This is a genomic window from Alteromonas sp. CNT1-28 (assembly GCF_022348345.1).
In the GTDB taxonomy this organism is placed as follows: Bacteria; Pseudomonadota; Gammaproteobacteria; order Enterobacterales; family Alteromonadaceae; genus Alteromonas; species Alteromonas macleodii.
On record NZ_JAKREZ010000036.1, the window covers coordinates 1 to 17,456 of the forward strand.

Sequence of the window (17,456 nt, forward strand, 5' to 3'; positions counted from 1 at the left end):
AAGCTAATGTGTAATCACGCTGTGTGCGCTTAGGTCTTTGATTACTTGAAGTTGTCATAAAGAAGTCCTCTTTATGTCAACGTATTTTAGGACGGGACAATAGAAATAAAAAAGCCCAGCACGTGGCTGGGCTTAAACTTTTAGCCATTAAGGTTTATGACTTCACACGTTTGCGAGCGAAAAACATACCACCTAAAGCCAGAAGCGAAAGCGCGAAGGTACCTGGTGCAGGTACTTCTGCAATACTGAAACTTGCGCTACTTACTTGTATAGGCGTCAGCTGCCCCCCTTGAGAGCCTTGAAAAATGTAAGAACCTGACAACCCATCAATTGTAATGTCACCAACAGACTGTGCGATAAATTGCACGGTGTATAAACCAATCACTGGTGTCTGCAGTTGATAGAACAAATCAATTTGTTCCAAGTAAGCTAGTGAACCTATCTCTAAAATTCCCCCCGGTAGAAAAGGAGGTAGAAACATCTCTAACACTGGGTTCCCCAAGCTGCTAACTGAGCCAAAAGGATTTAACGTAGAAGCGCCAATAAAACTCAAGAGCGAATCGTTAAAACCAATTGTCGTGTTATATACATCAAACGGTTGAGGAAACGGTACGATACCTAAAAAAGCATCTTCATTAGAAAAGCTTACCGTCGCCGTGATAGTTTCTCCTACTTGATAAATTGATTTATCCGTAGAGATTTCAATTATTGCGGCATTTGCATTAAAAGTAGCAATTGCCAATACCATTAAAATAATTTTTTTCATTTTCTTTCCAACTACTGAACTGCACATGCGGTACGTGTACACATAGACATTAACGCGTATAAATCGTAGATATTTAATCTGCCGTCATTGTTAAAGTCGTGCTCTTCAACCGTCGCTTGACGTTGCAGAAGCAAGGTGTAGAACGCCACAATATCGGTGTTGTCTATGTCACTATCGCCATCAAAATCACCAACTACTGGCTCCGGCTCACTCGTTTCAGGGAAATCCAGCACAACAATTACTGGATCGTGATCTGACGAACGATAAGCATCAGCTCCGTAATAGCTAGAAAGCTGTGTTTCTGACTTATATTCAACGTTGTAGTCGAAGACACGAGGCTCATCAGCATTGATATGCCAAACCGTTGCGTCTGCCACATACTCAGTCAAAGTTGAGCTTGATAGCGCGTGATCTAAGTAACCCATTTCGCCGCCGAAGCTATAAGAATAAGCACTTTCGCCGTGGAAGAGGTTCACCAAGTTGCTGTAACCGGCGTCTTCGAGAGCAAGAATTGGATCTTCTTTCGCATAAGCATTTAGGTCACCCATTACGATAACTCGGTCAGACAAACCTTCACTGTTTTGCACAAGCGCTGTCAGCCCTAACGCAGCTTGGGTACGTAGCTCGTTCCAGCAGCCTTGTCCATCACCCAAATCAGCATCATTACCTGTTGCACTGCCACAGCTTCCTTTTGATTTGAAATGATTTACCGCGAGCGTAAACGCTTCGCTGTTACTATTTACGCTAAAGGTTTGTAACAGCGGCTGGCGGTTACCGTAGTCAAAAGGAGCATCAGAGGAAGTAACCGCTGCGCCTTGTGGTGTAACCGTTGCAGGCTTATAAATAATACCTACCGCAATTTCATCACCACCAAGTAATGATTCAAGTGCTACATAGCTATACACTTCACTACCAAGTTCAGCATTTACGCTATTTACAAGAGAAGCAATGGCAGAATCACTCCCGTATCCATCGTTTTCGATTTCTACTAAGCCAAGTACATCTGCGTCCATCGCAACGATGGCTGCTACTGTCTTCGCTTGCTGGCGGGCAAATTCATCTTCTGAGTCTGCACCACGAGAGGTAGGGAAGTTCGGACCATTAAAGTAGTTAAGCACGTTAAAGCTAGCCACTTTGACATCGCCTTGTACGTCTAACTGGGGCACATCTGTTCTTGGGTTTGTGCGTACAGTTTGAAGAGCGCCAACTGGAATTAAGTTATAAGCACCAAATGCGTAGTGCATTACACCTTCCAGGCCTTCTACACTGTCGCCTAAACGCAGAGGATTCGCATGAGATAAACCTCCAACTGGGAAAGGAATATCGTCAGCATTTTGTGCGCTTGAGCCATCATCAACCAACAATGTGTTGCGTGCATTCGCTTCAGCCAAGGCAATAGCTTCACTTGACCCCGCGGCATATTGGTTTGTAGGAATCATCAGGCGGCCTGATGACACGTTGAATTGCCCATATCGACCAAGATTGTAAACGTCTGTCACGTTCAAAGTTTGCTGGAATTGAACCTGCATACCTTCAAGTGACTCCAGGTTAACACTCTCGTCAAATGGCATTTCAATGCTTGTCGTTAGTATATCAGCACCTGCACCTAGCGTTTCAGCATTGGCGCTTAGTACAATTTCTGTAATGCCATTGTATTCAGCCACTGCACCGCTAACACGCACAGCATCACCAACAGATGGGTATTCAGTGAAGGTTGTCGAATAGGCAAATACACCTTCAGACGTCGCAGCATTGCCATCAGAGTCGGCGGCTTCTTCTTGAATAAAGAATCCGTTCATTTCCGGCACAACTTTAGTCACTACTGCCTCAATAACAACGTCATTGCCTGTAAGTGGCGAGGTATCGCCTTCGCCTTGGATAGCGCTAATTAAGACTACTTCACCAACTGGGTCAGTTGGGTCTGTAGGGTCGGTCGGGTCAGTTGGATCCGTAGGCTCGCTAACAGATCCATTGTGCGAACCAAAATTGTTAAGCGTATCTTTTGGTAGGCTATCCCATTCTTCAAGGGTAAACGCTGGGTTGCGGTTAGGATTGCCTGCTGTTACTGAACTCTTGCGTACCAAAGTAACGTCTTTACCCCAGTTAGTTTTAACGCCGTACGTACCTAGAGCATCAACAACCTGACCGTTAGCGACGAGCTCAATGTAGTCATCGCCATTGAAATTAATCACGAAGCTGCTAATCGTTGAGCCGGCAGTTAACAGTGCATCTGCACTTCCGTGAGCGAATGTTGCTACGCCACCTGCTGGGATTGTGCCTTCAAGTGCTAACACTTTACGGTCAGCATCTGCGGTCTCACCATTGGAGAGTAAAACTAACTCATAACCCGCTAGACTTACCGGTTGTGTCGAGCTATTGAAAAGCTCTATACCTTTATTGAAACCGCCGCCTTCGATGTATTCTGAAATGTAAATACTGCTGGTAGAAGGTGTTGTGTCACCGCCGGTATCACCACCTGTGTCGCCGCCGGTATCGCCACCCGTGTCACCGCCAGTATCACCACCTGTACCATCACAACTCTCGTTGAAGATAAGTGAAGCAAGTTCAGGTTTGTCAATAAACGGATTTCGGTTTCCTTGGAATTCATAAACGCGCTCGTTACGACGACGTTCGAAATCATCCACTGGATCACTTTCATGCCATTGAAGCAAAACGCAAAGCTTACCAAACGCGGCTTCGCTAGTAGAGGTAAGGCGATTTACTAACACTAAGTCGTCTTCGGTATCACCAGCTGTATTGCCATCGTAACGCACGTCCATGTATAGCATTGAGCGTGCTACATCTCCTTTTACTGCGTCACGAGGCTCAAAAGAGTCACCATCAACTCGGTTTAACGGAGCTTCAGAAAGCACGCTATCACTAAAATCAAAATCTAAGTTGCCGCGCGAGCTATTTACAGAAATATCGGTAGGACGCAGGTGCAGAATATCGCTGTATGCCGTTAGGCTTGAGCTAGGAAAACCATGGCTCTTAGCCCAAACATGTTCGCGATTCCAATTGTCTGGGTTGGTGCTTTGACTACCGCTACCGTTGGTAAACTTGCCTTGTGATATGCCTTTGTAGAACAAGATAACGTTATCGGTGTTAGCAGGATCTTCATCAGTGTAAGTGAGTGCTGTCCACACTTCTGAGTAAGAAAGCGTACGATGACCATTTTCAATGATGTTATGCGCCGTGTCTTTTAACGTTTGCGCACTTTCACCGTTTGCAATAGCTGTGTCGAGAGCTGCGTAATAGTCAGATGCAACAAAGTCGCTGGCTAGGTTAACTGCTTCCAAATCAGGGCAGTTAAAACAAGTACCACTTAAGAAAAGAAGTTCATTTGAAGGTTCACCGCCGTTGTCAGGGTCACCGCCAGTATCCCCACCATCGGTAGTTCCATTTCCACTTACTGAAATACTGTCTAAATTGAGATATTCGGTACCCGAGTTGTTAGCCATGGCTACTTTCAGTTCTAAAGTGCTTCCGCTACCTATCGTTTCGGTCAGTGTTGCAGAACCAAAGTCTTCCTGTACCGTATTCGTTGCCCCTTCTGAAAGCGTAATAAGCTCGAATGCGCCACCATCTAATGAGTAAAATACATCGATGTAGTCTGTCGACTCAAAATTTCCACTTTGAGAAAGCACGGCATTTATGGTGATATCACCGGCACCAGATATATCGATAGACTCGCTCAACCAGACTACTTCACCGTCAGTATCACGTGCTTGCATTGCGCCGCTTTCAACACGGAACCAGTCTGAAGTGGCACTTAGCTCACTCGCTGACACGTCTACTGACCAACGATCAACACCTTCAAGATCAACAATTGCTCCCGCTGGGTCTGAGCCAGTTGCGCCCTTGCCTTGCAGTTCATTTGCTTCGAAGTCCTCTTGCCATACTGTATCTGCAGAGGCATTAATAGAAACAACGCCTAACGACAATGCGCCCGCCAACAACGCGTTGACTACTTTAGCTGATTTCCTCAGCTTATACTTTTGTGTGTTACCCTCATGAATCATTTTGCTTTCCGCTTTTTTGTATAAGGAAGGTATAAATTCTTATACATACGTATATACAGCAAGCACTTAATAAAAATAATAATATAAACGTCACAAACGTTAAAAATCAGAAACTTAGACGTTTAAAATAAACTTACTTATTGATTAACTCTGCTGAACTTTGGTACAGGGAAAGTTGATTTGTCACAATGCGTAAATGTTTCAGCTTTGAAATATTTTAGTGACTCGCCGTGGTGCATGTTACAGTTTTATGCACAAAAAAAGAGCGCCTAGTGGACGCTCTTTCAATCATAACTTTAGGACAAAAAGCGCTGGGTAAACGCCTTTTCGTTGTTGCCTATAACTGCTCGTTTAAGAAGGCGTTAAAGTCTGCCTGAAATGCAGATTTCAGCCGCATACACTGTTGAGACTCGTCCTGCATAATTTCGACACCGCGTGCCATTCCTTGATAGGTCTCGCTAATTGGCGCGTAGAACGCATTGGCCATTTCTAAGTTTTCAGCCGAACAGGTTGTTGAAACAAATTCCGGCATTCTGCTTACATGGTAATCAGGCATTTTTGCTAGTAGCGCGTCTTTATTCTTACTAAGCCACTCGTACAATAGCGTATGATCGTCTAAGTTACGTGCCACTCTCACCACCATATACATGGTATTTGCAGGCGTAATATCATCGGTAAGCGCTAAATCTAACATTTTAAAGACGGTTGCTTTGTCTTCAAAGTACATCGAATACACCAGCGTGCTTTTCACATTTGGCAACTGTGCTTTTTTAAAAGCCTCTACAATTGTATTAAACCATGTGCCCTGCTCGCCTTGTTCACTATTTCGCGTAGCAATTTCAATTGCTGTACCGGCAATACCGGAAGGAACACTGCTAGTATCTGCAAGGTACTGTTTCGCTATTTTAACGCTTTGTTCAACAAGTTGATCATTGTTCGAATGAGTACCCAGCAAGCTGTATAGCTGGTTACGCAGGCGGATGACATCTGCGTTATCCTGCTCACTTTGAGACAAGGTTAGCTTGTTTAACAAAGGCATATAATTTTGATTTAGAAGCTTTGCATATGCGGCTTTATTGTCTTCATTTACTAAATAACTAAACTCAGCTAACACGCCAACAGCCGCACGAATGACCGCAGGGTCATCATCTTTTGACAAGCTATTAAGCACCTTCATCACGCTGTCTACACCTACTTGATCTGCGTTTAACAGCGCCTGGTAGTTGTAAAGCACATTTTTCTTTTCACGCTTATTTAGCGCATCAATGTTATTTAGCAGTGCGTTTAACTGAGCTGGTTCAATTGACCAACGGAAGTAACCTGTTGCATTGTCATTAGGGTATACCCAGTCTGCTTCAGCAAGCTGAGGTAAAACTGTGGTTTCTTTATCAATAAAAACCACTTCGTTTAGTATTTTTCCGTTTGATTGATAAGTCAGCTTTAATGGAACTGCCCATGTCTTATCTTCCACGGTCGCGCCTGCAAGGTGAAAACGGGACTGGGTTAATTTGCCATCTTTTGAAATATGAATAAGTGGGTAGCCCGGCTGTTCCAAGTAGGCTTTCATCATGGCGCTTAAGTTGAAATCGGACACTTCATCTAGAGCGCGCCACAAATCGTCTGCTACGGTATTACCCCAAGCATGGGTATTCATGTAGTTTTGAACGCCTTCACGAAACTTTTCTGTACCAATTAGCGATTCAATCATTTGTAAAATTGATTCACCTTTTGAGTAGTTCAAGCCCAACCCATCCATCACATCTGGCTGACTTTTCACTACCTTTTTAACAGGTTTCACCGTGGGACTAGCATCTGCACCAAATGCTCCCTCTTGCACTATGCGATCGGCGTAGTTCAACTCTGGATACAAGGTTTTCATGGTATGGCTTGCAGCCCAAGACGCAAACGCTTCGTTCAGCCATAGGTCATCCCACCATGCCATTGTTACCAAGTTGCCAAACCATTGGTGAGCAAGTTCATGCGCAATAACATTTAGCGGTCGTGAACGCTCTGTGACGCTTGGGTTATCTTCTAGCAGTAACAAACTATCGCGATAGGTAATTAAACCTACGTTTTCCATTGCACCGTGGGTAAAGTTGGGTACGGCAACAAAATCCATTTTTTTATAGGGGTACTTGATACCGAAAAAATCTTCTAGCGAGGCTAGGATTTCTGGGATGTGTTTGATAACAAATTTGGTTTTATCGGCATACCCTGTTGGAACGTATATTTTTCCTGGCACCGACAGCCCAGAAATTTCAGCACTATCAAAAGGCCCTACGGTATAGGCAATAAGATAAGTCGGCATGGGCTTAGTTTTTTCAAACACTACGGTTTTTATCCCGTTTTCCACTGTCACCTTTTCAACAGGTGTATTACCCACAATTTCCTGATGTTCAGGAGAACTGATGGTCATTTGATAAGGAATTTTGAAGTTTGGCTCATCAAAACTTGGAAACGCTTTTCGCGCATGCATATCTTCAAACTGGGTAAATATATAGTTGGTCTCTTCAAAACGTGACAGATACATGCCATCTGAAGACGTGTTCACTTTCCCTTCAAACGTAATCTCTAACGTATACTTCCCAGGCGCAATCTCATCTTGCGATTCGCCCCAATTGATGTCGTATTCTCCAATCGTAACATTTAGAGGAAAGCTGCTGCTTCCAGACACTAAACGCGCAGAAGTCACGGTCAAATCTTGCTGATAAAAGCCCACTTTCTTAGTTGGGGTTTTAACCGTTACATCAATATTCGTTTTTCCAGAATATGTAGGGTTATCAGGGTCTATATTTAAGTGAATACGTTGAAAAGTGGGAGCGATCGTTGACGGTAAGCGGTATTCAACATCAGCAAGTGTCTTTTTCGCGGGTGATACGACTGCAGATGCAGTTTGCGCTTCTTGCGCCACTACTGCCGTTGTCGATAGCGATGTGAATGCAAAAACACTCGCAACCACACCGGCTAGTGTAGATAGTTGTTTCATTATGGTTTATCCATGTTATGGGAAGATCCCTATATTCATCCATGGGTAAGAATAAATATCAAAAAGGGCCTTAGCAATCTAAAGCCCTTTTGGCATTGGTTCAAATTGTTACTATTCATGTCAACCGCAAGAATTGTGCATTTCAGCGTACATTGACTCTGGCGATTTATCTTGTTTCTGCTTCGCTGCCTGCTGACAGCCAAATCAATTGAATAAGCCAGCAACTCTAGAAATGGTATCGTCGCAACTGCATTTGCATTTGCTTAACTTGCTGAACTAAGGCTTCACAGTTATCTACCACTTCTTTTGCATAGGTAGTATTGGCATTGCCCACCTGTTGAATACTGCTTACCCCTTTATTCACATCGTTAGCAACCTCTGTTTGTCCTTCAGCCATTGTGGCAGCGTCTTGGTTTAACGTTGTGATGCGTGCAACAGCGTCAAGCGCCTGCTTTAACGAATCGCCAGCATGTTTTGTGGTGTCCACGGTTTTATAGGCGGTTTCTTTATTTTGCTGCATTTTCTCAGAAGCCACGCGGCTACCTTGCTGAAGGCGTTCAATCATATTGCGAATTTCTTCCGTGGAAGACTGCGTTCTGCTTGCTAGCGAGCGGACTTCGTCAGCGACAACGGCAAAGCCACGTCCCTGCTCACCAGCGCGAGCCGCTTCAATAGCTGCATTGAGCGCAAGTAGATTCGTTTGCTCTGCGATATTCCTGATAACTTCCATTACACCGCTAATTTCTTCACTTGCCTGAGCCAACTCAGTGATAACCTGTACTGACGCGTCCACATCGCTTGCCTGAGACTGGATGTCTTTAATGGTTTGCGCCAAAACGCTTACGCTGTTTCGCGTATCTTGATCGGCAGCGTGTGCCGCTTCACTTGAACTGCGAATGGTTGACGACACCGTTTGTGCATTCTGCTGCATTAATGAAATGGCGTTATTAATTGACTCCGTTTCTCGGCTAAGTTGTGAAACGGTATCTTTGGATTGCAACGCTGTTGCATTTAACCTTTCTGACTTTGCTAGCATGTGGTCGGTGGCTTCGTCCACACTCTGCAATGTGTCTTGTAACTGGCTAAGAAGCCCATTAAACGCTCTTGCCATGGTGCCAAACTCGTCGCTTCTTGATGCCTGAAAACGGAACGTTAAATCTCCCTCACCAGAAGACAAGTTGTTTACTACCCCAATGAATTCTTCAAGTGGCTTGCCAACAATATACTTAACGAGCAACCAAATGGTGATCAAAATTCCCACGCTCGCCAATACGATTTTAAGTACAACAACCAACACAGAGCTTCGAACCATAGCCGATTTTTCTGACGTCGACGCCACTAATATAATATCGTACCCCCAAGGCGAAAACGGTACCACTTCTACAACCCAGTCATCATTAGGTTGAAGGGCGTCGGCCACCTGCCGATCATTCACATGTGCGGAATGCATGCGAATGTTACCTTTTGCATCACGAAGGGCAACAAAGCCTTCTTTTAGCACGTGACTTTGCTTAATGGCTTGCTCTAAGACGTTAAGGTCGGCTGAGTATCCCACATACCAGATGCCCACAACGTCACCACTGCTGTTAAACATTGGCTCGTAACCTGTTAAATAAGGGCTACCCAAAATATCAACCGCACCGTAATACGCTTCCTGCTGATTAATCTTTTTGATCGCCTTGCCATCAGGGGCCAACTTAGTGCCAATCGCCCTCTCGCCATTTTTAATGACATTGGTACTCACGCGAATATAGTCGTCTCCTGTTTTACTAAAAAGCGTGGCTGTGCCTCCCATTACGCTTGTCAGGTTATCGACCAAATCGAATGTGTTGGCTTGCTCCGCATTGCCCAACCTAAGCTGCCGAGCCTGTGTATTTTTAACGGTAACAATATCGGTTTGATTAGGCTCACCGATTGCCTCACCTCGTTGTTTAAGCAACGCCATACTGCTTTTGACGCGTTCAAGCATGATAGAGTCAGTCACAGTAAGAATATTCACTAAACGATCGGCGGTGTTCTTCTTTTGCTCTTGAACAAGGGTTGAAACATTTGAGGAAGTGGTGATAACCGTTGCCACGGCAACAATTAAAGCGAACAAAGCGATAACAGCAGAAATAGAAAATAGAAACTTTCTTTGAATGGACATTTATCATCTCGATATGTAGACGTTTAATACAAAGCCATTCCGTTGCGCTTTCTAACCTCGGCCTTAAATTTTTTTACCAAACAGCACAACGGCTTGAGGCAGCAATCCCTTTATATTAATTTAGGCAAAAATTACGTAAGAGCAAATTATCCAAACGTTTATATTTTAAAAAAGTTGTCCAATTAACAACCGATTATCAGTCAGTGCTACTTCATGGTCACCTTTGTGCCAACAATTTTCAGGGCCGGTGCACCTCGAATTAAGGCATTCCTTGCAAACTGTCCGTGACAAGAAGGACATATTCCTTCTTCATGAGTAAAGTCCTCAACTATTCTCTCTTTAAAGCATTTAACCAACGCGCCTTTGCCGCCTTTTCGATATTTAAATAGCTGGAATTTGCACTTGGAGCAATAAATTTGCACGGTTCTGACCGGCCCTTTTGCATTAGGTTTTGCCATAATTTCTCTTTGTACGTTTTAGGATCCTTCAAATTTCACCTTTTGTCGAAATGCGACAAATTGTAAATCTCGGTTATACTTTCGTGAGGGCGCGTCGCCCTTGGGTACAAACCACTAGCATGCTTGCCTCGATGTTAGCGAGTTAAGAACGAAGGTAATATCAATGAAGATAGTTGCAGCCCTGTGCTTTTTAATGTCTGCGCCGATTTATGCCGGTACAGCCGTGATAATAAATGCCAACAACAATTCTGGGATCGATATCGATACCGTCAAGAAAATATATCTGGGAAAAGTAAAAGCATTTCCCGATGGAAGTCGCGCAATTCCCCTTACCTTCGAACAAGGTAATAATATCAGAGACGCTTTTAATAATAATGTGCTTGGAAAATCTGAATCACAATACTCTGCATTCTGGTCGAAGCTTGTGTTTACTGGCAGAGGCACACCACCTGAAATGATAGCAACTGAGGATGAGATGTTAAATCTCGTCGCGACCAACCCCAATACCATAGGTTTTGTGGATGAAGGTAAAGTTGATGGCACGGTAAAAGTTGTTGGTACATTTTAGGGCCTGCTGTTGTTTAATATTCAGCAAAGACCAACAAGCCCTGGTTATTTAAACTAGGAACAATTGGCGACGCCTTGTCTAAATGCGTCGCCCTTTTTAGGCGTCTAGCTTCAATCAGGAAGTGTCGAAAGATAGTTAATGTTTGCAAAAGCCATTATGACATCTTTGGCGAAGTCGACCCTAGGATGACGAAGCGCTCCCTTTTTCCACACTAAATAAACATCATTTTCTGGGCCTGGCTTGCCCAGCGCGACCAATTCGCCTTTTGCAATACCTTCTTTACATAAGTAGTCAGGCAAAACGGAATAACCAATTCCCGCTTTGATAATACTACTTATTGCTCTTATATCAGGGCAAACAGCCGCGACAGGCGACTCACACGCGGCATTAAATACCTCCGAAAAGTATCGCCGAACAAGCGGTAACTGTTCATCATACGTCACTACTTTATGTTGGTTGAGTAGCGCTGCCGATATTTCTCTTTCTCCCAGCAACTTTCCCTGCACACGGTTCATCACTAAGATTAAGCGCTCTTTATCCAACTTCTGATATTCATACATCGCGTCAGTTGGCTCAGAGGCGGTAATGGCAAGCTCCGCTACATCGTTCTCCAACAAATGATAAATATTACTTTTGTTGCCGGTATGGATCACTAAATTCACTTTATCGGCCTGAAGCAAGTTAGCGAGTGCCGGACCTGCCACCAGACTGAGGTACTCCGCAGGGCCTGCAAGGTGTAACGTGCCGTGATCGGTGGAAGCACGACTGCGAATAGAAGCCACTTTCTGCTCTAACGTATCAATGTGACTGGCGACCTGCAGCGCCAAGTCATCAGCGATAGCCGTTGGCTCAACGCCTCTCGCTTTTCTTATGAACAACTCTTTACCGACAATATTCTCCATGGCTTGTATGTGAGAAGTGACCGCTGGCTGAGACATATGAAGGCGAGCTGCAGCACGTGTAATGTTGCCGCTTCGATAAACTTCTACAAAGGTTTTTAACTGTGTTAAGTAAGACATAATCCCTACCCATCAGATTTTTGATGACTCATCACAATTTATCTGACTTCTCGATGTAAGCCAACCTCTCTAAGATACACGCACTTTCTAATGCGACAGGAGCTGCACATGAAATCAGCATCATCAATTTTATCGCTCGCCATTATTGCGGGTTTATCACAGTCGGCCTATGCGGCAGACGTTAAAGCTGCGAATGCCAGTAAAGGCGAAATACTTGTACTACTTTCAAGTGAAAATGTAATGCAGCTTGCAGATGGCAAAACAGAGCCTACAGGCTATTACCTTAACGAGTTTGGTGTGCCGGCAAAAGCATTGGTAGACGCAGGCTACAAACTGGTATTGGCCACGCCAAAAGGCAATGCGCCATCTGTAGATAAAAAGTCAGTAATACCGCAATACTTTGATGGCGGCGAATCGCAAATGCGAGACATTCAAACGTTTGTAGCGTCAATAGAAGGCATTGATGACACGCTGTCATTGAGCGAAGTGATTGGACAAGGGCTGGAAGAGTTTGAAGGCGTATTCATTCCAGGCGGTCATGCACCGCTTATCGACCTGGCAAACAATCCTCAAGTGGGTGAAATTTTGTCTCACTTTCACAATGAAGGAAAACCTACTGCCGCTATCTGCCATGGCCCAATTGCCTTACTTTCTGGGCAATCTAACCCGCAGGCATTTGAACTGGCATTGAAATCCGGTGAGCAAGCCTCATCTGAGAGTTGGATTTATGATGGCTACAAAATGACAATCTTCTCCACACCGGAAGAGGCCTATTTTGAAAGCACGTTAAACGACGCAACGTTATTGTACTACCCAGCAGACGCCATGGCGCAAGCGGGTGGCAAGATGGAATTCAAAGAAATGTGGGCGCCCAATGTAGTAGTAGACCGTGAGCTTATTACAGGCCAAAACCCGTTTTCTGATGAACTGTTAGCTGAAAAGCTTTTACAACAGTTAAATTCACAATCTAATTAAGGACAGGCAACACTATGCTTAATTTTACGTTTAAGAATCAAACCGAAATTCTGTTCGGCAAAGGGCAACTAAGTGAAGTGTCTTCACGTTTGCCGAAACAAGCAAAAGTCCTCTTCCTCTACGGTGGCGGCTCAATTAAGAAAAATGGTATTTACGATAAAGTAACGACTGCACTAGCAGGTGCTGAAGTCATTGAATTTCAGGGTGTTGAACCAAACCCAGAATTTGAAACACTGATGAAAGCTGTGAATGTCGCCCGTGAAAATGACGTGAACTTCATTCTTGCGGTTGGCGGTGGAAGTGTTATTGATGGCGCGAAATTCGTAGCTGCTGCCGTTAATTTTGCAGGCGATCCGTGGGACATACTTGTTAAAGGTGCAGCATTTGAAAATCCATTACCTATTGGCGCAGTACTTACTTTACCTGCGACAGGGTCTGAGAGTAACGGTAACTCGGTAGTAAACAGAAAAGAAACGTCGCAAAAACGCGCGTTTTCTTCTGAAACAGTTCAGCCTGTTTTTGCCGTACTTGATCCTGAGTTCACCTATTCACTTCCACCACGTCAAGTATCGAACGGCGTAGTTGATGCTTTTGTTCACGTGATTGAGCAATACCTTACCTACCCTGTAAACGCACCGCTTCAAGACCGCTTTGCAGAAGGAATTTTACAAACCTTAGTTCAAGAAGGTCCTAAAGCGTTAGCGACGCCTGAAGATTACGATGTGCGTGCAAACGTAATGTGGTCAGCAACAATGGCGCTTAACGGATTAATCGGCAAAGGTGTACCGCAAGACTGGGGCACACATATGATAGGTCACGAACTTACTGCGTTACACGGTTTAGATCACGCCGTGACCCTAGCAATTGTTCTACCGTCGTTAATGTTCGTGCAGCGCGACAAAAAGCAGGAAAAAATTCTGCAGCTAGGTGAGCGCGTGTTTGGCATTCAGGAAGATGACAAAGAAAAGGCCATAGACTTAACCATAAAAGCGGTTCAGGACTTTTTTGAAACTATGCAGGTTAAAACCCGCCTGTCAGACCACAACATTGAAAAGTCTGCCATTGATGGGCTAATCGAGAACCTTGAACGCAACGGCTTAACAGCGCTTGGCGAGCATGGTGACATCGACCTTGCTAAAGCCCGTGAAATTCTAACTCTCGCGGCATAACCCCTAGGTTTTAAAGCACTCAGCCTTCGCTGAGTGCTTTTTTGTTTATTTAAAAAGAGAGAAATATGACTGCATTATTTGAACAATTTTCGTTAAAAGACGTGACGCTTCGCAATCGTATTGCTGTGCCTCCTATGTGCCAATACTCTGCAGAAGATGGGTTTACAAATCAGTGGCATGAAGCAAACTACCAGTCATTTGCCCGAGGCGGTGCTGGATTGGTTATCGTTGAGGCAACCGCCGTCTCGCCAGAAGGACGCATCACGCCAAATTGCTTAGGTATTTGGAAAGATGAACACGTTAGTGGCTTAAAAAATGTTGCTGATCGGATAAAAAGCCAAGGCGCTGTTGCAGGAATTCAAATTGCACATGCCGGGCGCAAAGCGAGTGCTAACCGCCCTTGGGAAGGTGATGACCACATTCAGCCAAGTGAAGAAAAAGGGTGGCAGCCTATTGGACCTTCGGCAGAAGCCTTTGGGGCACACTTACCTGTTACGCCTACAGAAATGACCAAAGCCGATATTGAGCGCGTTAAGAGTGACTTTGTGAAAGGTGCCCAGCGCGCGCTTGAAGCTGGATTCGAGTGGCTTGAACTGCATTTTGCCCACGGTTATTTGGCTCAAAGCTTTTTCTCGAAGCACGCCAATAAGCGTACCGACGAATACGGCGGTGATGCGCAAGGCCGTGGTCGATTCTTACTTGAAACACTGAGCGCAGTGCGCGCGGTTTGGCCTGAAAACCTACCGCTTACCGTACGCTTTGGCGTTATCGAATACGATGGTGATGACGAACAGACGTTGAGCGAGTCTATCGAACTTGTAAAACAGTTCAAAGAAATTGGTACTGATTTCGTTAGCGTTAGCGTTGGCTTTAACACACCTGATGCGAATATTCCTTGGGGCCCGGCTTTCCTTGCTCCAATTGCTAAAAAGGTACGTGATGAAGCCGGGATCCCGGTTGCTACAGCGTGGGGAGTAGACACACCAGAGCTCGCCAATGATACCATTGAAAACCAACAACTTGACGTTGTTATGGTAGGTAGAATGCATCTTACTAACCCACACTGGTCTTATTTTGCAGCGAAAAAGCTAGGCGTTGAAAAACCATCTTGGGTAATGCCTGCACCATATGCACACTGGTTGGAGCGTTACGCACCATCAGACGAAAGGTAGTTATTGACTTTACAGGCAGCAGTGCTTTCGAGCACTGCTGTGTTTTTCCTCGTCTTTTGCCAATAACGTATAACGTTGCGTCTCTGCACTTGCTTTTTTCCAAGTTAGGTTTAAGGTTGCTATAAACCTCCTTCAAGATTTGGAAGAATGCAGGTTAAAGATTTTTTTTCCTCATCAGCAAAGCTTGCTGACCTAACGTCACTCCGAAGGCGCCGTGTCATTCAAATAAGCGCGGTAACAGGCTTCGGGCTTTTCGCTTCGTCTCTGGTCGCGAGAGGCATAACTTTTGATATCTTTTTACTGGGCTTGTTCTCATTAATCGTCACTGGCTCGCTCGCATACAAGTATTACGTTACCACCAGCAGTTACCTACTTTTAGGCGCTATGTCGTCAATGCTCTTTGCCCTATCCACAACAGGTGCAGGCGTATTTGATATCGCCATGATTGGCTATCCTGGCGTCATCATATTTGCGGCTTTATTAGGTGGAATTGCCCTATTTGGCACCGTTTTATCTTTAGTGCTTCTTCAGTGCATTACGCTTACGTGGTTGATAATGCAAGATGTAGTAACACCAAACCCGCCTATTTTGAGCTGGTCTCACGTGCTCTTCATCATGGTTATTTACGTTATTACGGGCTTCAGCGTTTTTATTTTGATACAGGATATTCGTCGGCTTATGCAGTCACTGCAGCAAGAGGTGTCTAAAGTTGAGCAAAATAGAGCACATATCCAGCACTTAGCACATCACGATCCGCTCACAAACTTGCCAAATAGGATTTTGGGCGAGCGACTTTTCAACGAAAAGCTACGCGAGAGTGAAGAAAAAGGGCTTCAGCTCGCGCTGCTGTTTATAGACTTAGACAACTTTAAACCCGTGAATGACGCTCTTGGCCATGCTGCGGGCGATCGGTTTCTTCAAAAAATATCTCAAACCATCACCGACCACCTATCCACAAAGCAAAGTTTAATACGCTTTGGTGGCGATGAGTTTATTGTGTTGGCGCCAGAAATATCAGACAAATCTGAAATCGATGACTTATGTAAGAACTTAATTACGTGGTGTTCGAACGAATTCGAAGTGCTGCAAACCAAAGTGGTAGTATCGGGTTCAATTGGTATAGCACAAGCGCCTTATGACGGAATTAAATTTAAACAGCTGTGCCGAAAAGCTGATATTGCCATGTACGAAGCGAAACGCAACGGCAGAAATAAATACGAATACTATGACGTGCGCTTTGACGAAGAAAACGATGAAAAATTCACACTTATTCAGCGTTTGCGCCCGGCCGTACAGGCCAATGAATTCGAAGTGTACTACCAACCGTTGATAGACCTTGCCTCTAACAAGGTTCAAGCAGTAGAGGCGCTTTTGAGATGGCCTCAGAAAGACGGCTCAATGATATTCCCCGACAAGTTCATACCTTTAGCGGAAAGCAGTGGCCTGATCATCCCTCTTGGTGCTTGGGTATTAAACCAGGCTTGTGAATTTTGCGCTAAACAGCATGAGAACGGTCATACTAATCTTACGGTTGCCGTAAACTTATCCTTTGCACAATTCAAAGATGGTACGCTCCCCGCTGTCGTTGAGCAGGCATTGCAAAATTCACAATTAGCACCGCAATTTTTAGAGCTGGAGCTAACTGAAACCATACTCGCGGATGAAAATGGCACCACTGGCGAACAACTCGAAGCCATTAAATCGTTAGGCGTGCACTTTGCTATTGATGATTTTGGTACCGGTTACTCTAATTTAAATTATCTACAGACATTTAGCGCTCGCAAACTCAAAATAGACCGCATTTTTATCAACACTTTGGGCATCGGGGAAAACGACGCACCTTTAGTTGCAGCAATAATCAGCATTGCCGACAGCCTTGGCATGAAAGCGGTAGCTGAAGGTATTGAAAGTAAACCCGCTTTAGAAAAGCTAATAAAAATGGGATGTGACTTGGGGCAAGGCTATTATTGGAGCAAGCCACTCCCCGCGACCGAGATAGAACGATTTTTAAGTAATCATCCAACAAAGTAACCACTTATACTAAAAATTCGGAAATGTTTCGCTGTGAAGGCACCGTTTTAGAGGCTCATGATATTTCAAATGGACGTTTTCATGCCGATGGCTTATCGCAGCATTGGCTTGCTGAAAAAATAACAATCTGCCTAAATCGAAAAA

General features: G+C 44.6%; 11 protein-coding genes. 5 read left to right on the forward strand and 6 right to left on the reverse strand.

What is annotated here, in order from left to right:
• Positions 1–154: 154 nt before the first annotated feature.
• The 5 genes from MHN02_RS17900 to MHN02_RS17920 all read right to left on the reverse strand — a co-directional run bounded on the left by MHN02_RS17900 (position 155) and on the right by MHN02_RS17920 (position 10,378).
• On the reverse strand, positions 155–766 hold the full coding sequence (locus MHN02_RS17900) for a PEP-CTERM sorting domain-containing protein (protein WP_014949888.1): 612 nt from the start codon (positions 764–766) through the stop codon (positions 155–157).
• A gap of 11 nt (positions 767–777) precedes the next feature.
• The gene (locus tag MHN02_RS17905; RefSeq protein WP_239247569.1) at positions 778–4,788 is read right to left on the reverse strand and encodes an ExeM/NucH family extracellular endonuclease; all 4,011 of its coding nucleotides are present in this window, start codon (positions 4,786–4,788) and stop codon (positions 778–780) included.
• A gap of 337 nt (positions 4,789–5,125) precedes the next feature.
• A complete protein-coding gene (locus MHN02_RS17910) occupies positions 5,126–7,774 on the reverse strand; it encodes a M1 family metallopeptidase (protein WP_239247570.1) in 2,649 nt (882 codons plus the stop codon).
• 226 nt (positions 7,775–8,000) lie between these two features.
• The gene (locus tag MHN02_RS17915) at positions 8,001–9,920 is read right to left on the reverse strand and encodes a Cache 3/Cache 2 fusion domain-containing protein (protein WP_239247571.1); all 1,920 of its coding nucleotides are present in this window, start codon (positions 9,918–9,920) and stop codon (positions 8,001–8,003) included.
• 206 nt (positions 9,921–10,126) lie between these two features.
• The gene (locus tag MHN02_RS17920) at positions 10,127–10,378 is read right to left on the reverse strand and encodes a hypothetical protein (RefSeq protein WP_014949892.1); all 252 of its coding nucleotides are present in this window, start codon (positions 10,376–10,378) and stop codon (positions 10,127–10,129) included.
• Between the two features lie 163 nt (positions 10,379–10,541).
• Here MHN02_RS17920 and MHN02_RS17925 point away from each other — a divergent pair, with 163 nt between their 5' ends.
• Positions 10,542–10,946 carry a phosphate ABC transporter substrate-binding protein gene (locus MHN02_RS17925; RefSeq protein WP_014949893.1) on the forward strand — a complete coding sequence of 135 codons (405 nt, stop codon included), beginning with the start codon at positions 10,542–10,544 and terminating at the stop codon, positions 10,944–10,946.
• Between the two features lie 110 nt (positions 10,947–11,056).
• On the opposite strand, the gene MHN02_RS17930 is transcribed toward MHN02_RS17925, so the two are convergent.
• Positions 11,057–11,965: a LysR family transcriptional regulator gene (locus tag MHN02_RS17930; protein WP_014949894.1), complete on the reverse strand. Its 909-nt coding sequence runs from the start codon at positions 11,963–11,965 to the stop codon at positions 11,057–11,059.
• A gap of 108 nt (positions 11,966–12,073) precedes the next feature.
• On the opposite strand from MHN02_RS17930, the gene MHN02_RS17935 reads away from it, so the two are divergent.
• The 4 genes from MHN02_RS17935 (at position 12,074) to MHN02_RS17950 (ending at position 17,312) form a co-directional block, all read left to right on the forward strand.
• The gene (locus tag MHN02_RS17935) at positions 12,074–12,940 is read left to right on the forward strand and encodes a type 1 glutamine amidotransferase domain-containing protein (protein ID WP_053103812.1); all 867 of its coding nucleotides are present in this window, start codon (positions 12,074–12,076) and stop codon (positions 12,938–12,940) included.
• Positions 12,941–12,954: 14 nt separating this feature from the next.
• Positions 12,955–14,109 carry an iron-containing alcohol dehydrogenase gene (locus MHN02_RS17940; protein WP_014949896.1) on the forward strand — a complete coding sequence of 385 codons (1,155 nt, stop codon included), beginning with the start codon at positions 12,955–12,957 and terminating at the stop codon, positions 14,107–14,109.
• 65 nt (positions 14,110–14,174) lie between these two features.
• Positions 14,175–15,281: an NADH:flavin oxidoreductase/NADH oxidase gene (locus MHN02_RS17945; RefSeq protein WP_014949897.1), complete on the forward strand. Its 1,107-nt coding sequence runs from the start codon at positions 14,175–14,177 to the stop codon at positions 15,279–15,281.
• A gap of 147 nt (positions 15,282–15,428) precedes the next feature.
• The gene (locus MHN02_RS17950) at positions 15,429–17,312 is read left to right on the forward strand and encodes a bifunctional diguanylate cyclase/phosphodiesterase (protein WP_239247572.1); all 1,884 of its coding nucleotides are present in this window, start codon (positions 15,429–15,431) and stop codon (positions 17,310–17,312) included.
• The last annotated feature ends 144 nt before the right edge of the window (positions 17,313–17,456 follow it).